This window comes from Burkholderia sp. PR2, assembly GCF_052372875.1.
Classification (GTDB): domain Bacteria; phylum Pseudomonadota; class Gammaproteobacteria; order Burkholderiales; family Burkholderiaceae; genus Burkholderia; species Burkholderia diffusa.
Genome location: NZ_JBQRWH010000001.1, coordinates 2,195,918 through 2,217,495 on the forward strand (window position 1 = coordinate 2,195,918; position 21,578 = coordinate 2,217,495).

A 21,578-nucleotide genomic window follows, 5' to 3' on the forward strand; every position below is an offset into this window, starting at 1 on the left:
GCTGGGCTCCTTGCAGCTCAGGTGTAGACGGTCGTGAACGCTTCGTTCAGCTCGCCGGAGTGGAAGAAGATCCCGCGCCCGAGCTCCTCCTCGGTCCACGTCGTGACCGGGCGATCGGGTTGCGCGAGATAACCCAGCCCCGCGAACGTCTCGTTGCGGTTGCCGCTCGGATCGAAGAAATAGATGGTGGTGCCGCGCGTGATGCCGTGCCGCGTCGGCGCGACGTCGATCTTCACCTTGTTCTTCGCCATGACGTCGGCCGACTTCAGCACGTCGGCCCAGTCGTCGAGGAAGAACGCGATGTGATGCAGGCCGTTGCTCGGGCCGCCGACGAACGCGATGTCGTGCGGCGTCGTGCTGCGGAACATCCATGTCGCGGCCCGGATCGTGTTGCCGGGGCCGACCATCACCTGTTCCGCCAGATAGAAGTCGAGACACTCGGCCATGAAGCGCGTGTTCTCCTCGACACGGTTCACGCCGGTTTCGGGGTTCAGTTCGCACATCAGCAGGCAGTGGTCGAGCCAGTGCACGGCCGAGCCCGGAACATCGTCGGGCCATGGATCGGGGTTCAGCGAGCCGACCGCGGTGCCCACCAGCTCCTTCTTCGCGAACAGCCGCAGTTCATGCCCGCTCGGCAGCAGGAACCGCAATTGACGGCCGACCGCCGGCAGCGCGCCTTCGGGCAGCATCTCGGTCGCGATCCCGTATGCCTCGATACGCTGCTGCAACGCGTCCAGGTCGGCGTCGTGCTCGACCTTGTACGCGGCGTGCTTGAGCCCCGCCTGGTCGGACGGCGACAGGATCAGCGAATACTTGTCCCATTCGTCCCAGCATTTCAGATAGACGTTGCCCGCCGCGTCGCGCATCGTCTCCTGCATGCCGAGCACGCGCACGTAATGACGCAGCGCCGCTTCCATGTCCATCACCTTCAGACTGACATGACCAATACGCATCACACCCATGATGTGTCTCCTCCTGGTTTCCTGGTTACTTGTCGATCGTCGGCGCGCCGGCACGGGCCGCGCCGCAGAAGAACGGCTTTTTCAGTCGGCCAGCCACTTCCAGTTCCACGTCGCCGTCCGGCACCACACGGCACGCGAGCGCATAGCCGTCGTTCTCCTCTTCAGCGCTGACGTGTGCCCGGCTGACCGGCCCGAGCTTGCGCACCGCGCCGCGCAGCACGCGCACCTTGCACACGCCGCACCCGCCGTTCAGGCAGCCGACCGGAATGCCGCGGCGGCCGAGCTTCGCCATGCCGGCCAGCAACGACTCGCCCGACACGCACGCATAGCGCTCGTCGGTCTGCGCGATCCTGACCGTCCCGCATACGCGACCCGCATCCATGTCACACCCGCCGGAACAGCGGGCTGCGCGTCTGTTGCGCGTCGGCCGCCGAGATGAACTTCTCGTGATAGATGTCGCGCTCGAACAGGCGCCCCTGCATCAGCGTCGTGATGCACGCGTCGATCATCGCGGGCGGGCCGCACAGGTATGCCTGGTGCCCCGAGAAGTCGCCGTCGAAATGCGCCTTCGCGACGTCGTGCACGAACCCTTGCGCGACGTCGCCGCCGGCATCCGGCGCGCCTTCGGACAGCGCCGGCACGTACGTGAAGTTCGGGTGGCGTTCGGCGAGCGCGCGGAATTCGTCGTGGTAGTACAGCTCCTTCGCGTTGCGCTGGCCGTAGACCAGCGTGATCGGCGCGGTGACGCCGCTGGCGAGCAGGTCCGCGATCATCGAGCGCGGGCTCGACAGCCCCGATCCGCCAGCCATGAAGATCATCGGCCGCGCGGCCGAGCGACGCACGAAGAAGCGCCCGTACGGGCCCGACAGCCGCATGCGGTCGCCGGTGGCCAGCTGCTCGTGCAGGTAGCCGGTGCCGAGCCCGCCCGGCACCTGCCGCACGTTCAGCTCGATCTCGCCGGTGGCCGCGACGTCGGCCGGCGCGTTCGCGATCGAGAACGCGCGGCTCTGCCCGAGACCGGGAATCTCCAGCTGCACGTACTGGCCCGCCTGGAAATGCATCGGCTGCGACAGCTTCAGTCGGATCGACTTGATGGTCGGCGTGAGCTGCTCGATGCGCGTCACTTCAGCCGCGAAGTCCTTGACCGGAATGATTTCCGCGTCCGGTTCCTCGTCGACATCGGCCTCGATCACGGTGTCGGCCTGCAGCGTCGCGCAGCACGCGAGCGCCTTGCCTTCCTCGCGCTCGAAATCCATCAGCGCGAACGGGTTCGCGTCGCCGAGATCGGTCTCGCCGTCGAGCACCGCGACCTTGCAGGTGCCGCACAGGCCGTGACAGCACGCATGCGGAATGTAGATGCCCTGGCGCAGCGCGGCATCGAGCATCGTCTGTCCTTCCTCGACCTCGATCGTGACGCCCAGCGGCTCGATGGTAAGTTGGTGGCTCATGATGGTTCGCTCGTCCGCGTGGCGGTCAGAAGCTCGCGCCGCCGAGGCCGTCGAGGCCCGGCGTGCGGAAGCTGATCAGGTCCTTGTGCCCGAGGCCGTTGTCGGCCAGGCTCTTCGCTGCGTCGGGCGTCCACGGCTCACCGGAGCGAAACCACTCGACGCGGCCCCAGTCGATCTTCGCGAAGTCGGGGTGATAGCCGTAGATGGGCGGCAGCACCTTGTCGGCGAGCGCGCCGAACGGCATGTCGGGCGGCAGCGGCAGGCAGAACGGCGCCGGGAACATCAGGTGGTCTTCCCAGCACACGTAGAGCAGCGGCGCCGGAAACTTCTCGACCGCGTCCTTCACCGGGAAGTCGTAGGGTTTGAGCGCGATGACGGTCATGCTTGTCTCCTGTCGGCCGGCGTTTGCGCATTCGCGCGTACGCCGGTCTCGTTCAAGGTTGTGTATCGATCAGTTGCTCGTGGCCTGGCCGCGCCAGGCCGCGAAGTTCTTCTGGTCTTCCGAGCCGTCGAAATCGAGGTTGTCGCGGCCCATCTGCACTTCGTAGTAGTCGAGCACCGCGGCGAGCGGATCGAAGCCTTCCGCGCTCGGGTCCGCATCGGGCGGGAAACAGTTGCCCTGATAGATCTGGTGCACGGGCAACCATGCCTGCACGTACTTCTGCGGCTCGTGGTCGAAGATTTCCTTGCAGTGATCGCTGCAGAAATGGAACTTGTTGCCGAGGTAGTTCGACTCGCGCGCGCCGATCTTCGTCGGGTTGCCGGGCTCGGTGAACAGCATCGGGATCTGGCAGGTCTGGCACAGCATCGGCAGCGTCTTCATGTAGAAGCGGTTGCCGGCCTTCGCCTGCTCTCCCCAGTAGTCGAAGCGCGGGCGGTAATAGCGGTCGAACGAGTCGGGATACTTCGCGGACAGCCACGCCATCTCGTCCTCGTTCGGCACCCACGTGTGGAACGCCGACGCCGCGTTGAAGCCGTAGAATGTCGACCATGCCTGGTGGCTGATGTGGTCCTTGCCTTCGCAGGCGTCCTGCCAGCCCTTCGGCTCGCGAATGCCGTAGCGCGCGAGATCCTTGAACAGCGCGCCGCCGTTCTGCTCCGCGTACATCTCCCACGACTCGCGCCAGCTCATCACGCGCTTCGGCTGCATGTAGTCCATCATCATCGCGACCAGCGTGAGCAGCCGGTAGCCGCGCCAGAACCACTTGTCGATCCAGCGCTGCACGATCGGCACGTTGTCCGGGTCCTGCTCAAGCAGGAACTTGATGCACTCGATGCCGAGCGTCATGTGACGCGATTCGTCCGACTGCGCGGAAAAGCCGAACGTGACGGTGGACATGTCGCCGTTGTACGCGGCGCCCGACATGAACGGCACGAACAGCAGGTTCGTCAGCACGTATTCGAACGAGAAGCTGACCGCCGTCAGGAACTCGAACGGCCCCGACGAATACGCGTCCTCGAAGAACGACTTCGGCACCGACAGGTACCAGACGCGGTCGAACCAGTGGTTCGAATGATGGAAGCCGTTGAAGAACTTGTTGTACGTCGACATCGCGTGCGTTTCGGTCTGGTAGTGCCGCAACTCGTCGATCGACTGCATCTGGCACGCGATGCGCGCGCCCTCGCCGGTGAAGTGCCGGCCGACGTGCGCGAAACCGCGATGCGCGAGATATTCAAGCGGCGTCACGCCCTGGATGAACAGCTTCAGCGCGTTGATGTAGCGCGCGTCGGTCACGCCGAGGAACGCGTTGTTCTGCGTGAACGCATCGAGCACCGCGTACAGCTTCTTCTCCTTCTCGCCCTGGTATTTCCAGTACGCATCCATCGTCAGGCGGAACGGGTCGACCCACTTGTCCCAGTCGTGGATCTTGATGCCTTCGTAACGGTCGTACGGGAAGACCTTGTCCATCGGCTGGTAAGTCGTCTCCCAGCCGAGGCCGCGCGTCATCGCCGCGTAGCGGTCCTTCAGGCCGAGCTTTTTCTTGAGCGTTGGCGTGTCCATTCGTGTCTCCGGTGTTGTCGGTGCGTGTTGCGCGGCGTTCAGTGCGACCAGCTCAGCGTGAACTGGTCGTCGTCTTCGTCGATGTGGCCGGACAGCGTGATCAGGTTCACCTGCAGCTGCTGCAGGTCGAAGCGCGTGCCGGTCAGTTCCTCGATCGTTTCGCGGCGGATCGTCAGCCGGTCCGGCGCGTCGATCTTGACCATCCCGGGCGACTCGACCACCACCGCGTGCGGGTTGTCGGCGACGATCGCGTCGACGATCGGTCTGGAGTCCTCATTTGTCTGAAAGGCGATGAATACGTTCGACATGCTGGCTTTCCTTGGATTGAGGGGGTATGCGCGGCGTCAGAGCGCGAGGCCGAGCTTTGCGACGCGTGCATGGAACTGCTCGCGCACTTCGTCGAGCGCTGCCCGGCCGGCATCCTGCAACGCGCGCGCCGCGACCGGTGCGAGCGCCGCGTCGGCCCGTGCGGACCAGTCTCGGGTCCAGCGGGCGAGCAGCGCGCGGTTGTCGTCGGATTCGGCGGCCATGGTCTTCACCACCGCGTCGATCCAGCGATTCGATTCGGCGTGCCATTCCGGCATGAACGCGGTGAGCATCGCGACGGCCGAGCCGCCCGCGAGCGCGATCCGTTCGTCGATGAAGCGGTCGTAGACGAGCGGATACAGCAGGCCGTCGAGCGCGAGGTTCTGCGCAACGAAAAGCTCGACCGGGTCGGCCACGACCAGCGTGTCCTCCACATAGCGGCGCAGCGGCTGCCATGCGGCGTCGTTCGTCCAGCTGGCCTTGGCCGCATCGAGCACGTCGGGCTCGGCCATCGCGAGCGCGAGGCGCGTCAGGTACTGCGCGACGCCGAGGTTGTCCATGGCATGGAACATCGCGGGCGCGGTGAACGCGGTACCGTAGCCGAGCGCGCAGATCTGCGCGTTGTTCATGTTCGCGCCCCACGCGGCATGGCGCAGCGGCACCAGCACGTCGAGCGCCTGCGCGGCCACGTCGTCGCGCATCAGGCCAATCATCCGGCGCGATTCGACGAACTCGAAGTTCGACTCCATCGCGTCCTGCTGGCGCGCGCGCGTCGTCGCCCACGACGCGTAGTAGAACTGGCGCGGATCCTTCAATGCGTACCAGTTCGCCATCCGTATCGCCGAACGCGACGGATCGAAGATCTCGTGGTCCGGGTCCCAGGTCGGCCGGTAATGGAAGTTCGCCTGGGGCTGCGCGCCCATCATGCCTTCCTGGTAGCGCGTCGCCGTCTTGTCGCCGCCGATGTTCTGCGCGACATGCGCGAAGGTGTGCCGGAGCGGCTTGATGTCGACTGTCTTCAGCTCGATGGTCACTTCTTGCTCCTCAAGGTCATGGGTTCGCTTCGACGTCGAGCCGCGTCACCTGCTGTTCGCGGCAGAACGCGTCGAAGGCGGCAGGAGACAACGTCAGCTCGACGAACAGATCCGGCGCGCCGCCGAGCGAAAACTCGAATTCGACGAAGCCGCGCACGTTCGTGCCGGTCACGCGTGCGCACTTGCGGCCAGGGTCGAGCGGGGAAAGATCGGTCGGGTGCTGATTCATGATCGGTGTCGCCTCCATGCCGCACTTCAATGCAGCATCCGTGCCACGTGCGGGCACGCGCTCAAAAAATCTCGATAATTGAGGGAAAGCCCTGACGCGAAGTTCAAATTCGCGATCCACAATGGCGGTTAACCAGAACGGAAATCGCTCGCCGGCGACCGCGCCTGAACCCATATCCGGTGGCGCTTTTCATCATTTGAGCAACACCGTCGAACGCATTTGACGAAATGATCAAATCGATCCGCCCGCCGCGGCGCCGCTGGCGAAAATCTTGAAAATCACGAGAAATCTCGACGGAGGAGACACGATGCGGCCCAGCCTGCCCCCATTGCCGCCGGACACCGACCTGCGCAAGCTGATCCATTTTTCGGCGAGCGACGGTCGCATCTGGCTGGCCGGTCAGCGGATGGTGCTGCTGCATGCCGGCGCACTGGCGACGCTGCGCCAGGAACTGATGGAAAGCGTCGGACCGGCACAGACGCGACGCTTCTTCACGCGGGTCGGCTTCGCCGCCGGAGAACGGGACGCCGCGCTCGCCCGCGAAATTCGCAGCGGCGCGTCGTTGTTCGACATGTTCCATGTCGGCCCGCAACTGCACATGCTCGAAGGCGCCGTTCAGGTCACGCCGTTGCGCTTCGAGGCCGATCCCGCGACGGGCGCGTTCTATTGTGAGTACCGCTGGGAACATTCATGGGAGGCCGACGTGCACCGCCGCACGTTCGGGCCGCAGCCCGAACCCGTCTGCTGGATGCTGATCGGCTATGCGACGGGCTACACCAGCGCGTTCATCGGCCGGACGATCCTGTTCAAGGAAACGGCCTGCGTCGGCATGCACGACCCGCACTGCACGATCGTCGGCAAGCCAGCCGAGGAATGGCCGGATGCCGACGAGATCTCCTCGTGGTTCAAGGCCGACTCGCTGATCAACACGATCCGCGATCTGCAGACCGAAGTCGAATCGCTGCGCCTCGAGATCGCGCCGGACGACAGCCGGACCCGGCTCGTCGGGCGTTCCGACGCATTTCGTGCAGCCTATGCGCTGCTCGAAACGGCCGCGCCGACCAAGGTCGCCGTGCTGCTCACCGGCGAAACGGGCGTCGGCAAGGAACGCTTCGCGCGTGCGCTGCACGGCCTCAGCCCGCGCGCGCAGAAGCCGTTCGTCGCGATCAACTGCGCGGCCATTCCGCATGCGCTGATCGAGTCCGAACTGTTCGGTGCGGAGAAAGGCGCGTTCACGGGCTCGCAAGCCGCGCGCGCCGGCCGCTTCGAGCGCGCGGACGGCGGCACGCTGTTTCTCGACGAGATCGGCGAGCTGCCGCTCGACGTACAGGCAAAGCTGCTGCGCGTGCTTCAGGAGGGCGAGGTCGAGCGGCTCGGCGCGACCGAGGGCCGGAAGGTGGATGTCCGCGTCGTCGCGGCGACCAACCGCGATCTCGAGCAGGCCGTGCGCGACGGCACCTTTCGCGCCGATCTCTATTACCGGATCAACGTCTACCCCGTGCTGATTCCGCCGCTGCGCGACCGGCAGGACGACATCGCGCCGCTCGCCGACGCAATGCTCGAACGCTTCGCGGCCGTGCACGGCAAGCCGACGCCGACGCTGACCGACTACGCCTACGACACGCTGCGCGGCTACCGCTGGCCCGGCAACGTGCGCGAGCTCGAGAACCTGATCGAGCGCGCGGTGATCCTGTCGCGCCCGAACCGTCCGGTCGACGCGAAGGACCCGTTCCCCGGCGTCGGCGCGCCCGGTGGCGCGACGGTCGATCGGGCCGGGCAGATCCGGCCGGCGGCCGCGATGTCGATCGACTGCGGCGCCATCCTCGACCAGTTGCAGGGCGGCGGCGGACTCGACGGCCTCGAGCGGGCGCTGCTGCACGAGGCCGTCGACCGCGCGAACGGCAACCTGTCGGCCGCCGCGCGCCTGCTCGGCCTGACGCGCGCGCAACTCAGCTATCGGCTCAACCGCAAACAGGATCAGGAGGACGCGTGACATGAACACCATCCTGCCCGCCCATCCGTTCGACGACCCGCCGCCGGCGCACGAGCCGGCCGACGCCGACGCCGCCGAGCCGCATGCCCGCACGCTCAGCGAGCATGCGTATCACCAGCTCCGGCAACACATCATCGAGGGACATCACCCGCCCGGCACGAAGCTGCGCGTCGAGCATCTGAAGGACGTGTACGGCGTCGGCGCGGGCACGCTGCGCGAGGCGCTCACGCGGCTCGTCAGCGATGCGCTGGTCGTCGCCGAAGGGCAGCGCGGGTTTCGCGTGACGCCGATGTCGGTCGACGATCTCGAAGCCATCACGCGGCTGCGCATTCATATCGAGGTCGATGCGCTGCGCGACTCCGTGCGGCGCGGCGACGACGCATGGGCGCAACGCGTGCGGCAGAGTTTCGACATGCTGTCGGCCTGGGAGCAGCCGGTGTCCATCGAAAACCGCGCCGCATGGGAAGCGTGCAACCGGCGCTTTCACGAAGCGCTGATTTCGGCGGCCGCGACGCCCTGGACGTACCTGATCCTGCGCATGCTGTCGCAGCAAAGCGAACGCTATCGGCGCGTGTGCATCGGGCTCGGCGATTCGAAGCGCGACGTGCATGCGGAGCACACATGCCTGTTCGAGGCCGCGATGCGCCGCGCCGATGCGCGCGCGGCACTCGCGCTCGAGGATCATATCGGCACGACGCTCGCCGTGGTACGCAACGCGCCGCCCGGCACCTTGCCGTTCTAGCCACCGTTGCGCGGACGCTGCGCTCACGCCAGCTCGGGATACCCGTGCGCGGCCGCGTCCTGCGCGAGCCGGGCAATCGTGTCGTAGGCACTCGGCGGCAGACGCTCGAAACCCTTCAGCCGCAGTGCGTTCGCCCGCGCCGGATCGACCGAGACCGCACGATCGAGCGCATCCTGCAACGCGCCTGCCAGCGTTGCGTCCAGCGCCTTCGACGCAATCAACGGCAAGCCCGGCGCCGACGCCGTCATGCCGATGATCCGGACGTCGTTCAACAACTCGGGCAGTGCATCACGCACATACGCGAACGTCACGCAGTCGATCGCCGCGCAATCGGCAACGCCTGCCGCCAGCGCGCGCAGCACGTTCAGGTGCGAGCCGAACGACACGGCCGAACTGAAGAAACGCCCGTCATGCGCATGCGGCGCGACCGCATGCCGGAACGCGTTCATCCCGCTGTGTGAATCCGCGCCGTTGAATGCTGCCCGCAATCCGCGACAGGCAGTCAGCGTCGTCGCGCCGCCTGCGTGCACGCGCGCCGACACCACCAGCACACTGCTGTAGCGCGCGCCGTCGCAGCCGGGCGCATCGAATGCCGGTGTCGCGATCAGGTGCACGGCATCGCGCAATCCGAGCATCCGGTATGGATAACCGCATGTCTGCGACAACAGCAAGTCGTTGCGGTGCCACAGCGCATGCAGATCCCCGAACGGCTCGTCGAGCAGCGCGACGCCGGCAGGCCCGCCGGCACGCGCGAACGCATCGAGCGCGTCACGCAGCAACGCGCGCCACAGTGCGGCGTGGCGCGGCGTCACGTTGTACATCGGCAGTCCGGCGATCCATGGGCTCATGCGTGCATTCTACGCATCGGCGATGCGTTGGAGAAAGCCCGTTCGCCCGGGGTTCGCGCCGGTCCGGCACGCGCAGGGGCGGTCAATGCTTATCTGCCGCGCAACGATAAGCAAATGCGAATTGCTTGGTTGGCCTGACTACGCGAGCCGGTTAGCGTTCCAGTGTCGCGACACCGTCGCAAGCCGCTGTAGCGGCCGACCGCGAGCCGCGCCCCGTGTCTGTCAACAGCGTCGCGGCCCACGCCGGCGCGATCGTCCGCTACCCGTTACCCGTATAGCACCCGAATCACCCGCTTCATCCCGCCCCAGCACCATGGCCGAATACTTCGACGTCGACCACGCGCGCGCGATCGCCGCACTCAACGCCCGCTTCACTGCCCGCACCGAGTGGCCGACGTGGCTGCTGGTCGTCGCGATCTACGGCGGCTGGCTCGCCGTGCTGCTGTTCGTACGCGCCGAGCGCCTGTCGCTCGCCGCCGCGACGCCGCCGCTGATCCTGCTCGGCGCGTGGCACCTGTCGCTGCAGCACGAGCTGCTGCACGGCCATCCGACGCGTTCCGCGTTCGTGAACCGGCTGCTCGGCTACCCGCCGCTGACGATCTGGTATCCGTACACGCTCTATCGCGACACGCACCTCGACCATCACCGCGACGAGGACCTGACCGTGCCGGGCGTCGATCCGGAAACGAACTACGTGTCGCGCGAGCGGTGGGCGCGGCTGCCGCGCTGGCGTCGCATGCTGACGGTTGCGCGCACCACCTTCGCCGGACGCCTCGTGTTCGGGCCGCCGACGAGCGTCGCCGCGATGTTCGCCGACGCATTCGCCGCGTTCCGGCGCGGCGACTTCCGCCATCTGCGGATGTGGATCACGCACGCCGCCTGCGTGGTCGCGCTGCTCGCATGGCTGCAGTGGGCAATCGGCGTGCCGTGGTGGTATTACCTGCTGGCCATCACGTGGCCCGCGCTGTCGCTCGCGATGATCCGTTCGCTGTACGAGCATCGCGCCGCGCGGCACCCGAAGGCGCGCATCGCGATCAACGAAGCCGGCTTCGCGATGCGGCTGCTGTACCTGAACAACAACTATCACCTCGTGCATCACGACCTGCCGACGCTGCCGTGGTACGACCTGCCGCGCGCGTACCGGATGCGGCGCGATGCGTATGCGGAGAAATGCGGCGGCTTCGTGATCCGCGGCGGCTATCGCGAATTGCTGGCGCGCCATGCGTGGACGCCAACCGACACGCCCGTGCATCCGTTCGACCAGGGCACGGCGTCGCTGTCGACGGGCAGTGGTGCGAAGGTCGCCGCCGTCGACGGGTATCTTCAGATCAGTACGTAGTGCTTGAGTGAGTCGCGCTTCGCCGTGAAGGCGTCCGATGCGACGACGCCCGCGCAATGCAGCACGGCCGCCCCGACGCGCATTTCTTACGAAAAGCCGACAACACCGATCTTCATCGGCAAATTGCCAATTTCGGCGGCAATGCCCAGAATGACGGATCGTCCGGGGCCTCCGACAATCATTCGCCCCGGCTCAGCCGCCCGGCCGCGCGCCGCACTCCTCTACGACGATGCAACCGAACACCTCGCCCGGCGCGATCCGCTCGATCGGCAACGACTGGTCCGTCTCCGCGGTGACCGCGGGCTTTCTCGCGGTGCTGATTTCCTACGCGGGCCCGCTCGCGATCTTCTTTCAGGCGTCGCAGGCCGCGCATGTCTCCAACGAGATGGTGGCGTCGTGGGTCTGGGCGATCTCGATCGGCGCGGGCGTGTCGGGCCTCTTCGCGAGCTGGAAACTGAAGGTGCCGATCGTGACCGCATGGTCAGCGCCCGGCACCGCGCTGCTCGTCGGCCTCTTTCCGCAGCTGACGCTGAACCAGGCCGTCGGCGCGTACATCACGGCCGCGCTGATCATCCTCGTGATCGGCATCACCGGCTATTTCGACCGGCTCGTGCGCCACATTCCGCGCGGCATCGCGTGCGGGATGATGGCGGGGATCCTGCTGCCGTTCGGCATGCATGCGTTCTCCGCCGCGACCGCGCAGCCGGTGCTCGGGTTCGGGATGATCGCGGCATACGTGATCTTCAAGCGCCTGCTGCCGCGCTACAGCATCGTGCTCGTGCTGCTGACGGGCGCCGCGCTCGCGACGCTGCTCGGGATGGCGCATCTCGGCAACGTGTCGCCGAGCATCGCGCGGCCGATCTTCATCGCGCCCGAATGGACGCTCGGCACCACGCTCAGCCTCGCGCTGCCGCTCGTCGTCGTCAGTCTCACCGGCCAGTTCCTGCCGGGGATGACGATCCTGCGCGTGTCGGGCTATCACACGCCGGCGCGGCCGATCATCACCGCAACCAGCGTGATGTCGCTCGTCGTCGCGTGCTTCGGCGGAATCACGATCGTCGTCGCGGCGATCACCGCGGCGCTGTGCACCGGCAAGGATTCGCACGAGGATCCGGACCGGCGTTATATCGCGGGCATCGCGAACGGCGTGATCTACCTGATCGGCGGGCTCTTCGCGGGGACGATCGTCACGCTGTTCTTTGCACTGCCGAAGGCGTTCGTCGCGATCCTCGCGGGGCTCGCGCTGATCGGCGCGATCGGCGCGAACGTGCACGGGATCTTCGAGGACGAAGCGCATCGCGAGGCATCGGTGATCACGTTCCTCGCGACCGCATCGGGGATGACATGGCTCGGGCTCGGGTCCGCGTTCTGGGGGATCGTGATCGGGTCGATCGCGTATGGGGTGACGAGCTGGGCGCGGCGGCAAACGTAACGCGCGGCGCGCGCCCGCTCAGCCGCCGCGTCGCTCACCGCGCATGCTCGCGCACCAGCTTGGCGAATGCCTCCGCCGGTGTCGTCGCGCCATACACCCGCTCCGACACGCCGGCCTCGACATCGATCTGCCCCGCGTTGTGCGCGTCATAGAGATCGACGATCAGTTGCGCATGACGCTCGCTGAGCCCCGCGCGCAACAGCGTCGCGGTCCATGCGTCGCGCGGCAGTTCGCGCGCGACGATCTCGTGGTCCGCGACCGCGCCGAGCGTATCCGCGATGCCCCGCACGCTCACCCGCTGCGGCCCTTCGATGCTGACGATACGCGGCCGGTTGCCGGTTTCGGCGGAATCGAGCAGCAGCCGCGCCGCCGCGACACCGACATCGGGCGCCCAGACCGTCGGAAACACCTTGTCGACCGGATGGTGAAAGCTCGGCAGCACGCCGGTTGCGAGTGCGACGGGCAGCACGCGGGCCCAGTTCTGCAGGTGTTCGGCCGAGCGCAGCAGCGTGAGCCGCGTCGGGACCGTCCTCAGCCTTTCCTCCAGACGATGAAAGAGCCGCGTGATGCCCGTGTTGCCGTCGCGCTCGGCGCCGTAGTCCGACAGCGCGAGCAGCGTCGGCGGCGGATTCGCGACGAGCGCGCCGGTCACGAGGTCGATCGTCCGCTCCATCGTTGCCGCCGGGTCGCTGTCGGCGATCGGCACCGGGCACAACATCTGCACGGCTTGCGCGCCATCGATCGCCGCGGCGACCGCGCGGGCGTCCGCCAGATCGGCGATCGCGACGTCGCAGCCGAGTTGCGCGAAGCGTTCGCGCTGGCGTGCGGTGCGCAGCACCGCGCGCACGGGATGACCTGCCTGGCGCAAGGTCGTTACAGTCGACAGTCCGACGTTGCCTGATGCTCCGAAGATCACGAACACGATCCGCTCCCGGGGGGATGATGGTGCAGTGATTCTCGGCGCTCACAGCCAACGTGACGCGCACGGACGGATGATCGGAACAGGAACGGATGACGAATTACACGGTTGCCGAGTGTGTCCGCCGCGTCGCCTGCTCCGGCAAATCATGGGCTCGCCGATCGTCGGCCCCCGCGCGGTCCAATCCGGCACAGCGGTCGATCAACGGTCCTCGCCGTCATAAGCGAGCCGCAGCCCGCCACGCGCCCCGGAGCGCGCGACCTCCGTCGGCGTCACGCCCAGCACGCGATTCATCCAGTTCGCCATGTGGCTCTGATGCGCGAACCCGGCTTCGAGCGCGATCTGGCTGATGCTGAGCCGGCCTTCGAGCAGCAACGCCTTCGCACGCTCGACCCGGCGCCGCACCACGTACTGATGCACCGGCATCCCGAGCGTCTCGCGAAACAGCACCTTGAAATGCGGCACGCTGATCGACACGAGCGCCGCGAGCTCGGCCAGCGTCATGCGGCGTTCGAGGTTGGCCTCGACATAGTCGATCACGCGCGCCGCCGCTTTCGGCGCAAGCATACGCCGGCGCTCGCGAAACACCGGCTGGCTGTCGGCCAGCCGCGCGACGAGCGCCGTGCACAGGCTCTCCGCATAGAGCGGATCCGACGCGTCTTCCGCTTCGAGTTCGGCGGCCATCGCCCACGCGATGTGCTGCAGGCGCGGATCGCGCACCTGCAGCCGCCGGCGGATCTGCGCCTGCGACGGCTTCAGCTCGAGTTGCTCGAACGTGCGCCGCACGAACGTGTCGCTGAGTGCGACGTGCAGGATCCGGCAGTCGGCACTGTCGGTCCACTGGCCCGGCAGGCCGGCGGGAATCACGTCGATGTCGCCGTGGGCCTGGATGCGCGACACGCGTTCGCCGTCGCACACGCAATCCGCGCGCACGGGCGAGCCGATATGCACACCGATGCGGTGATGATCCGTGGCCGGAATCCGGTACGTACCGGCGCGAATCTCCAGCAGCGACGCGCCGAAGCCGCGCCAGCCGAGCCCGCGGCTGGAGCGCAGGCTGACCGGCACGCCGTTGTCAGCCGGCGCGGCGAGAATCGGATCGCTCATGGTTCCCCTCCACCAGATCGGGTGTCGAACGCGCATTGTGACGCTTTTCCGGGCCGCTTGCCGGGCGCGCACCGCCGTTCCCGCGCCGGGCAGAAAAAGATCATCCGTTCCTGCTCCGCCGCATCCTTGCCTGCGCGCGGACGGGCGCCGCGACGATTACGATGGCCTCATCCGACACCTACGGAGACCGTCATGCCCCATTCCTGCCCACGACGCGCGGCGTTCATCCTCGCTTCGCCGTCCCGTGCGGCTCGCCGTCCTGCCGGCCCCGCTCCCCGCAACAACCGGACCACCCTCGCCGCGCGGTGCCTGCGCATGATCGGCTGGTACCGCCTCGAACGGCTGCTCGCGTCGATTCCCGACAGCAACGACGACTTCGGGATCGTTTGACCGACGGAACGCACGGCTCGCACACGCCGCCCGCGTCCCCGACGTGCGCCTACTTGCGCCGCCGCTCGTGCGGCGCCACCGTCGCGCCGTCGATCACCGGGGCGCCCTGCTTGATCAGGAAGTCGCGAAACAGCCCCGTCACCTGCGAGATCCGCCGGTCGGCGAGCGTGACCACATACCATTCGCGCTCGATCGGGTTGCCCGGAAACGGCAGTTGCCCGAGCAGCCCGGTGCGCAACTCGAGTGCACACGCGTGCAACGACAGGAACGCGACGCCGAGCCCTGCTTCGGCCATCTGCTTGATCGCCTCGTTGCTCGACAGTTCGGAGCCCACATGGAAGCGATGGCCGGCCGTCTTGAACAGGCTCTCGACGGTCGAGCGCGTGCCCGCACCGCGTTCGCGCACGAGCAGGTGCGCGGATTCGAGATCCTTCAGCGCGACGCGCTTGCGCTGCATCAGCGGATGGCCGGGCGCCGCGACGAACACCATCGGATGCTTCGCGAACTCGACCGCGTGCGTGCGCAGCTCCCTCGGCGCGCTGCCCATCACCGCGAGATCGATTTCATGCGTCGCGAGCATGCGGATGATGTCGTCGCGATTGCCGACCTTGAAATAGGTCTTCACGTGCGGGCGCGTCGCGGTGAATTTCACCAGCAGCGGCGGAATCAGATACTCGGCCGTCGTAATCGCGCCGATCCGCAGCGTGCCGCCGAGGTCGCCCGTCAGCGCGGCCACTTCGTCGCCGGCCTCGCTCCACAGATACAGGATCTCGCGCGCATAGCGCGCCACGATTTCACCGGCCGCGGTCAGCTGCACGCCGCGCCCCACCCGCTGCAGCAGCGCAGCGCCCACCGCCTCCTCGAGCAGGCGAACCTGCAGCGACACGGCCGGCTGCGTCAGGTTCAGCTCCTCGGCCGCGCGCGACACGCTGCCGAGCCGCGCAATCATGTCCAGCGCCTTCAGCTGCCGGAACGTCGCGGCCTTTCCTATAAGTGAATACATATGAGTTGCTTATAAACATTAAATTGTTCGCGTAGGTTCAAAACTATATCGTCGGTTCTTGAGCAATGTCATCCGAATCGTCATCAGCGGGAGCCACAACATGGACCACATCACGCCTACCCTTGCAACGGATCGCGCACCGCGCGTGCCGCGCATCGTGATCGTCGGCGGCGGCGCCGGCGGCCTGCAGCTCGCCACGCGCCTCGGCGACACGGTCGGCCGCCGCGGGCAAGCCGACGTCGTGCTCGTCGACCGCTACCCGACGCACTTCTGGAAGCCGCTGCTGCACGAAGCCGCATCCGGCCATCGCGATCCGGCCTCGCACTCGATCGAATACGCGGCGCAGGCGAAGCGCCACGGCTTCCGCTTCGTGCAGGGCGCGCTGCAGCGGGTCGACCGCGCGGCACGCACGGCGACCATCGCGCCGGTGCAGGACGCGGACGGCACGGAGATCCTGCCGCAACGCGAGCTCGGCTACGACGATCTGGTGCTGGCCGTCGGCAGCGTGACGAACTTCTTCAACGTGCCGGGCGCCGCGCGTCACGCGCTGCCGCTCGAAAACCTCGACCAGGCCGAGGATTTCCGCCGCAAGTTCCTCGCCGCCTGCACGAAGGCGAACCACCTGGCCGAGCAGCAGCCGGCGCGGCGCGCGGCACCGATCTGCATCAACGTGATCGGCGCGGGCGCGACGGGTGTCGAACTGGCCGCGGCGCTGCGTCATGCGATCCAGCAGCTGACGACGTATCGCTTCAAGGCACTGGTGTCGGCGCGCGACGTACACATCCGGCTGATCGAAGGCGGCCCGCGCATCCTGCCGGCGCTCGACGAAAGGCTGTCGGCCAGGATGCAGGCGCAACTGCGCACGATGAACGTCGACGTGCTGACGGATACGCGCGTCGCGGAAGTCGGCGCGGACGCGGTCATGACCGCGACCGGCGAGCGGCTTGCGAGCGACATCACGATCTGGGCGGCCGGCGTCGCGGGCCCCGCGATGCTGCGGGAACTCGGCGACATCGCGCTTAACCGGTCGAATCAGGTGATCGTGACCGACACGCTGCAGACGCCCGACGATCCGCACGTGTATGCGTTCGGCGATTGTGCCGCGTGTCCGTCGGCCGATGCGAGCGGTTTTCTGCCGCCGCGCGCACAGGTTGCGCACCAGCAGGCCGTGTACCTCGGCGATGCGCTCGCGCGGCGCCTCGCCGGCAAGCCGACGCCGGGCTTCACGTTCCGCGACGCGGGCACCGTCGTGTCGCTCGGCCGGGCGGGTGCCGTGTATCAGGCCGACCTCGGCGTGCGTTCGCGCTCGCTGATCGTCGACGGGCTCGCCGCGATCGGGCTGTACAAGTTCCTGTACCGCAAGCATCTGTTCAGCGTGTACGGACTGAAGCGCGCGCTGTTTCAGTCACTGAGCCACTGGCTGCAAAGCCTCAACCAGCCGTCGATCAAGCTGCACTGATCGCAGACTGCCACACGGCATCGCAAGACGGCGTATCGGGCGCACCTCGCCCGATACGCCGTTTTTTTCATCCGCACACATCCGGTGCATTCGTTGCGTGCGCACGTTTGGTGCATCACATGGAAGCCCGTCGATACGATGCAAATCATCCGCAAAACATGGGATCGGGCGCATCCCGCGCCGGTGTTGGCTCACCGCCCCATTCATTAGTCGAATCGTATGAGTCGACTATAAATATTAATTGGTTGTAATTTCCGGATCGACGCTAAGGTGTGGGGCATTCCCGTCCGCGAACGGATCGTCACGTCTCAGGAGAGGAATCACCGTGGTCATCGAAGCCATCGTCACCCGTCTCGACGCCGCATTCGCGCAGATCGAAGCGACACCGGATTCGCACGAATCGCGCAACCAGCGCGATGCGATCATCCAGTGGCTCGACAGCGCGTCGGAGCAAGGATATCGACTCGGTCTCGTCACGACGCTGCCTGCCGCCCGGCTCAGCGACATGTTCGAAGGCCAGTTCGGCCGCGCGAACCTCGACCGCTTCTCGGTCGTCGTGACCGACGCCAATCAGCAGGACTCCGTATCAAGCCAGCATCCGTTCGACATCGCGCTGCAGGCGCTGGGCGTGCCGCCCGAGCGCGCGGTGGCCGTCGCGAGCAGCGAACCGGAACGCCGCGAAGCCGAAACGTTCGGCCTGTCGCGTTGCGTGCGCATCACCGACACGATGCGCTCGATCGCATCGGCAGGCCTGCACTGACCTGAGCACCTGCATACGGGCCGGCTCGCGCGGGACGTGTATCGCAACGGCGCGCGGGTCATCGTGAAGATGCTGTAAAACAAGCGCGAGACGGATTTCCAGGCGGCATGCGGCGGCGAGAAGATCGCCGCCGGAAGCCGCTTCTACGATTACACGGGATTGAAGCGCCGTGACGGATAGCCTCGACGCGCCGTCAGTCCACCGGGTAATCGAGATCGTGCCAGCGCTTCGCCGATTTCCCGCCCGAGCCAAGATGACCGCCGGGGAAGCGCATGACCGCAATCGCGTGAAGCGCCTTCTCGTCGAGCGCGGCGTCGCCGCAACTGCGCCTGACCTTGAGATCGCGGACACGCCCGTGCTCGTCGAGCCAGACACGCACGATCACGCGCCTTCTCGACGCGCCGTTCTGCACGCCGCGTGACAGCAGACGGTCCATCAGCGACATGGGTTTCTCCGTGATGCTCGAACGCTTCGGTTATCGATACGCGCCGGCCTGCGTGCAACGTCAGTGCTGGATGGCCGCGCTGTTGTGCGTCGCCCGCACGGCCTTCGGCTTCGCAACGACGGGCGCCTTCGGATCGATGCCGACCGCATGCTCGACCTTGCGGGTCTTCGCGGGTGCCGCGTGCGCCTTCGACACGGGTTTCGCGTCGGCATGCGCCGCGGCCGGCGCATTCGACCGCGAAGAACCGGTTTGCTGCCCCGGCTTCACGGCCGCCGCACCGCTCGCTGCCGCGGGTGAATGCTTGACCTGGTGTGCGTATTCCTTGACGTCGTGGTCGCTCATCCACGATTCCGTATAGGCCGCCGACGCGGGCTGTGACAGGTTGAGATACGCGACCGATGCGACGAGAAAGGCACGAACATGCGTGCGACGATTGAATGCGGTAATGACGAATGCTCCTTGCGAACTGGCTCGACGCCCTGTATCGGCGCCGTCGTGGCGGCACGATAAATGAGCGCATTCAGCATCGCAAGCGTCTGACGGGGATCCAAACGATTCTTGACGTTTGAATGATCGATCCTGTGCGCGAGACCACTCACGCACCGCGTTCGACCGCGTCGGACATGCCGATGTTGTCACGCGTGCGGCATCGGCAACCTGCCGAACTCGGGCCCGCCGACGGTGTCGAACGTGCATCGCCGGAGAATCGCATGAAACGCGCCGCCCCTTTCGCCATCCTGACCCTGCTTGCCGCCGTCAGCTTGCCGGCGGTCGCCGGCACCGCCACGGACAATGCCACCGCGCCCGTTGCGCAGCAAGCGAGAAATTGCGTGCCGTCCTCGACGTCCGCCGGCGCAGCGCCCGGCTCCCGCGCGGCGTCGAAGGCGCCGCCGATCCGCATCTGCGTCGGCGATTCCGATACGCAACTGAACCTGCCGTGGTTCCTGACCGACGTCCTCACCGCCATGGACACGCATCAATCGCCTCGCGACCTGCTCCACAAGATGCGCAACGACTTCTGAAGCGCGGTCGCCGGATGTGACGCGCGATGCAAATATTTCTCGCCAAGCATCAATCTCGATATTGCGCTATTTTTTGAATAACAATATTTCGTAATCGCGCGTAACACGCCTTATACTTGCCGCGCACCATCCTCGTGCCAAGAGACGGTGTCTTCTGTCCCGGCTGCACATCGATGCGGCCGGGTTTTTTTTGGGTGTGCGATACCGACATACATCCGTTGTCGATGTATGTTACGAAAGAGCGCCTCGAATCCTGTGCTCCCGCCGCGATGCCGCTTCGTGCGTTTCGCGAGCGTAGAATCGATTTGCGTCCCGATTTGGGCGCGAGCCGCGGTGCCCCGGCCAGGCACGGCGAATGCCTCGCGCCAATTCATCGACCGGTTCGACCTGCATTCACATGCGCACAACAACAAGTACGACCCGAGGACCATCCGCGCTCGCACCGCGCCCGAAACCCGCGTTCCAGCGCAGCGGCGCGTGGTCGCACATCGTCTTCCCGGTTGCCCTGATCGTCTGCATCGTCGTGTTCGTGCTGGCGCTCGTCGTTGCAGGGCGTCTGGCGCGAGACTCGATTGCACGGCACGAAAGCGACGTCGCGAACGACATCGTGATATCGGTCGACCGCATCCTCGACGGGATTCGCACGCGGCATCCGGATGAGTTGAACGCGCTGGTCGGGCGGCCCTGCACGACGATCTTCAGGACGCTCGCCGAAGTGGGCACTCACCTGCGCTATCTTCGAGCCGTCGGGCTGGCGAACAGCGGTCGCGTCACCTGCTCGTCGGCGCTGGGCGCGATCAACGTCCCGCTCGACGCCTACATTCACGCGCCAGCGCCGGGGATGACGGCCATCACGCTGCTTCGGCAAACGCCGTTTCAGCGTGACGTTCCGGTGCTGGTGGCGTTTCGCGCGACCGTGCCCGACTCCGGCGTCCTTTATCTGGTCGAAGGCGACTATGTGGCGGACGTGCTCGCGCACGGAACCCGCTTCGGGGCGGAAACGGCCACCCTGTCGATCGAGGGCGCAGGAAGCATCGATCAGCATGGTGCGTTCGTCCCGTCACTCAGCGCGGCGCCGGCCACCGGCAGCAAGATCGCGTCGAACGCGTGGCCATTCACAGTCTCCGTCAGCTCGGCGGAACCCTACGTTTCGCAGGTGCAGCGGCGCTACCGACTCATCTGCCTGACGATCGCGCTGCTGGTCAACGGCCTCGTAGCGGCCACGTACCTGCTCGCGATGGCGCCGCGCCGGCTGTTGCTGAAGGCCGTTCGCAATGCGCTGAAGCGCAACGAATTTCATGTCGTCTACCAGCCGATCGTCGAAGTCGAAACGCGCAGGACTGTCGGCGTCGAGGCGCTGCTGCGCTGGCACCATCCGAAATGGGGAGCCATCAGTCCGGCCGTGTTCGTGCCGCAGGTCGAATCAAGTGCGGTCCTGCCGAAGGTGACCGAGTTCGTGCTTCGGAGGGCCGTATCGGAACTGACCGCACTCGCGCCGTCGGTACCGCTACGCATCGCGATCAACGTCGCGCCGAAGGATCTTGAACGCGCGCGCTTCGTGTCCGTCGTCGAAGACACGATCGGCAGGCTTCCACAGGGCAGCACGCTGGTCCTCGAAGTGACCGAGCGCATCCTGCTCGAGAAGAATCCGCGCACCACCGAGATATTCGCCACACTGCGCGCGAAAGGCGCGAAGTTCGCGATCGACGACTTCGGCACGCATCACAGCAACCTCGACATGCTGTCGCGCTTTCCGTTCGACTACGTGAAGATCGACCGACAGTTCATCTCGCAGCTCACGACGGGCAACGCGAAACTGATCGAAGGAATCGCGGCGGTCGCCCACCACTACGGCCTGAAGATCATTGCCGAGGGCGTGGAGACGGAAGAGCAGCATCGCGCACTGCATGCGGTCGGGATTCAGTACGCGCAGGGCTATCTGTATCAGCGGCCACGGCGAGCGGAACACCTGAAGCGGAATTTCGCGCCGATGCCGGCTTGAATGCCGCATCGGCGCTAAACGCCCGGTCGGCGAATACGTGACGCACACGCGTCGTCCGGTCCGCACGCGACGCCGGCTGCCGCACGCGGTCGATGCGCTGCGTGGCGGGTCACGCGGCGGCTTCCTGCCACCTGAT

23 protein-coding genes are annotated in these 21,578 nt (G+C 66.5%); 9 read left to right on the forward strand and 14 right to left on the reverse strand.

The features are described from left to right. Positions 1–17: 17 nt before the first annotated feature. The 8 genes from ACT2FV_RS09720 to ACT2FV_RS09755 all read right to left on the reverse strand — a co-directional run bounded on the left by ACT2FV_RS09720 (position 18) and on the right by ACT2FV_RS09755 (position 6,155). A complete protein-coding gene (locus ACT2FV_RS09720; RefSeq protein ID WP_444503755.1) occupies positions 18–962 on the reverse strand; it encodes a catechol 2,3-dioxygenase in 945 nt (314 codons plus the stop codon). A 25-nt stretch (positions 963–987) separates the two neighbouring features. Next, positions 988–1,344, reverse strand: a complete 357-nt coding sequence (locus tag ACT2FV_RS09725) for a 2Fe-2S iron-sulfur cluster-binding protein (protein WP_059604931.1) — start codon at positions 1,342–1,344, stop codon at positions 988–990. A gap of 1 nt (position 1,345) precedes the next feature. Continuing rightward, positions 1,346–2,410 carry an NADH:ubiquinone reductase (Na(+)-transporting) subunit F gene (locus ACT2FV_RS09730; RefSeq protein ID WP_124627727.1) on the reverse strand — a complete coding sequence of 355 codons (1,065 nt, stop codon included), beginning with the start codon at positions 2,408–2,410 and terminating at the stop codon, positions 1,346–1,348. 25 nt (positions 2,411–2,435) lie between these two features. Further along, positions 2,436–2,792, reverse strand: a complete 357-nt coding sequence (locus ACT2FV_RS09735) for a phenol hydroxylase subunit P4 (protein ID WP_444503756.1) — start codon at positions 2,790–2,792, stop codon at positions 2,436–2,438. A 69-nt stretch (positions 2,793–2,861) separates the two neighbouring features. Beyond that, entirely contained in the window at positions 2,862–4,412 is a 1,551-nt protein-coding gene (locus ACT2FV_RS09740; protein WP_444503757.1) for an aromatic/alkene/methane monooxygenase hydroxylase/oxygenase subunit alpha, read from the reverse strand. Between the two features lie 38 nt (positions 4,413–4,450). Beyond that, a complete protein-coding gene (locus ACT2FV_RS09745; RefSeq protein ID WP_059604920.1) occupies positions 4,451–4,720 on the reverse strand; it encodes an MmoB/DmpM family protein in 270 nt (89 codons plus the stop codon). A 36-nt stretch (positions 4,721–4,756) separates the two neighbouring features. Then, entirely contained in the window at positions 4,757–5,752 is a 996-nt protein-coding gene (locus tag ACT2FV_RS09750; protein WP_124903239.1) for a phenol hydroxylase, read from the reverse strand. 16 nt (positions 5,753–5,768) lie between these two features. Further along, positions 5,769–6,155 (reverse strand): phenol hydroxylase subunit, encoded by a 387-nt coding sequence (locus tag ACT2FV_RS09755; protein ID WP_444503758.1) that lies wholly within the window; start codon positions 6,153–6,155, stop codon positions 5,769–5,771. Positions 6,156–6,288: 133 nt separating this feature from the next. Between ACT2FV_RS09755 and ACT2FV_RS09760 the strand changes: the two genes are divergently transcribed. Both ACT2FV_RS09760 and ACT2FV_RS09765 read left to right on the forward strand, forming a co-directional pair. Continuing rightward, positions 6,289–7,974, forward strand: coding sequence for a sigma 54-interacting transcriptional regulator (locus tag ACT2FV_RS09760; RefSeq protein WP_444503759.1), 1,686 nt, complete (start codon positions 6,289–6,291; stop codon positions 7,972–7,974). Position 7,975: 1 nt separating this feature from the next. Next, positions 7,976–8,716, forward strand: coding sequence for a GntR family transcriptional regulator (locus tag ACT2FV_RS09765; protein ID WP_059604908.1), 741 nt, complete (start codon positions 7,976–7,978; stop codon positions 8,714–8,716). 23 nt (positions 8,717–8,739) lie between these two features. Here the strand turns inward: ACT2FV_RS09765 and ACT2FV_RS09770 are convergent, their stop codons facing one another. Further along, entirely contained in the window at positions 8,740–9,564 is an 825-nt protein-coding gene (locus ACT2FV_RS09770) for a phosphate/phosphite/phosphonate ABC transporter substrate-binding protein (RefSeq protein WP_444503760.1), read from the reverse strand. 313 nt (positions 9,565–9,877) lie between these two features. On the opposite strand from ACT2FV_RS09770, the gene ACT2FV_RS09775 reads away from it, so the two are divergent. Both ACT2FV_RS09775 and ACT2FV_RS09780 read left to right on the forward strand, forming a co-directional pair. Next, a complete protein-coding gene (locus ACT2FV_RS09775; RefSeq protein WP_151047169.1) occupies positions 9,878–10,903 on the forward strand; it encodes a fatty acid desaturase in 1,026 nt (341 codons plus the stop codon). 229 nt (positions 10,904–11,132) lie between these two features. Then, the gene (locus ACT2FV_RS09780; protein WP_444503761.1) at positions 11,133–12,335 is read left to right on the forward strand and encodes a benzoate/H(+) symporter BenE family transporter; all 1,203 of its coding nucleotides are present in this window, start codon (positions 11,133–11,135) and stop codon (positions 12,333–12,335) included. Positions 12,336–12,369: 34 nt separating this feature from the next. On the opposite strand, the gene ACT2FV_RS09785 is transcribed toward ACT2FV_RS09780, so the two are convergent. Together ACT2FV_RS09785 and ACT2FV_RS09790 are read right to left on the reverse strand one after the other, a co-directional pair. Then, positions 12,370–13,257, reverse strand: a complete 888-nt coding sequence (locus ACT2FV_RS09785; protein WP_444503762.1) for an NAD(P)H-binding protein — start codon at positions 13,255–13,257, stop codon at positions 12,370–12,372. A gap of 198 nt (positions 13,258–13,455) precedes the next feature. Then, the gene (locus ACT2FV_RS09790; protein ID WP_444503763.1) at positions 13,456–14,361 is read right to left on the reverse strand and encodes a helix-turn-helix domain-containing protein; all 906 of its coding nucleotides are present in this window, start codon (positions 14,359–14,361) and stop codon (positions 13,456–13,458) included. A 192-nt stretch (positions 14,362–14,553) separates the two neighbouring features. On the opposite strand from ACT2FV_RS09790, the gene ACT2FV_RS09795 reads away from it, so the two are divergent. Beyond that, entirely contained in the window at positions 14,554–14,751 is a 198-nt protein-coding gene (locus ACT2FV_RS09795) for a hypothetical protein (RefSeq protein ID WP_444503764.1), read from the forward strand. Positions 14,752–14,800: 49 nt separating this feature from the next. Here the strand turns inward: ACT2FV_RS09795 and ACT2FV_RS09800 are convergent, their stop codons facing one another. Next, positions 14,801–15,754: a LysR family transcriptional regulator gene (locus tag ACT2FV_RS09800; protein WP_124627743.1), complete on the reverse strand. Its 954-nt coding sequence runs from the start codon at positions 15,752–15,754 to the stop codon at positions 14,801–14,803. Between the two features lie 100 nt (positions 15,755–15,854). Between ACT2FV_RS09800 and ACT2FV_RS09805 the strand changes: the two genes are divergently transcribed. Both ACT2FV_RS09805 and ACT2FV_RS09810 read left to right on the forward strand, forming a co-directional pair. Then, the gene (locus tag ACT2FV_RS09805; protein ID WP_444503765.1) at positions 15,855–17,213 is read left to right on the forward strand and encodes an NAD(P)/FAD-dependent oxidoreductase; all 1,359 of its coding nucleotides are present in this window, start codon (positions 15,855–15,857) and stop codon (positions 17,211–17,213) included. 325 nt (positions 17,214–17,538) lie between these two features. Next, on the forward strand, positions 17,539–17,973 hold the full coding sequence (locus tag ACT2FV_RS09810; RefSeq protein WP_124627747.1) for a phosphatase: 435 nt from the start codon (positions 17,539–17,541) through the stop codon (positions 17,971–17,973). A 193-nt stretch (positions 17,974–18,166) separates the two neighbouring features. Here ACT2FV_RS09810 and ACT2FV_RS09815 read toward each other — a convergent pair whose 3' ends face one another. Next, complete coding sequence (locus tag ACT2FV_RS09815) at positions 18,167–18,418, reverse strand: energy transducer TonB family protein (protein ID WP_059604880.1); 252 nt, start codon at positions 18,416–18,418, stop codon at positions 18,167–18,169. A gap of 60 nt (positions 18,419–18,478) precedes the next feature. Next, a complete protein-coding gene (locus tag ACT2FV_RS09820; protein ID WP_444503766.1) occupies positions 18,479–18,760 on the reverse strand; it encodes a transcriptional regulator in 282 nt (93 codons plus the stop codon). A 368-nt stretch (positions 18,761–19,128) separates the two neighbouring features. On the opposite strand from ACT2FV_RS09820, the gene ACT2FV_RS09825 reads away from it, so the two are divergent. Both ACT2FV_RS09825 and ACT2FV_RS09830 read left to right on the forward strand, forming a co-directional pair. After that, positions 19,129–19,440 carry a hypothetical protein gene (locus tag ACT2FV_RS09825; protein ID WP_059605184.1) on the forward strand — a complete coding sequence of 104 codons (312 nt, stop codon included), beginning with the start codon at positions 19,129–19,131 and terminating at the stop codon, positions 19,438–19,440. 355 nt (positions 19,441–19,795) lie between these two features. Further along, positions 19,796–21,442, forward strand: coding sequence for an EAL domain-containing protein (locus tag ACT2FV_RS09830; protein ID WP_444503767.1), 1,647 nt, complete (start codon positions 19,796–19,798; stop codon positions 21,440–21,442). Positions 21,443–21,578 lie beyond the last annotated feature (136 nt).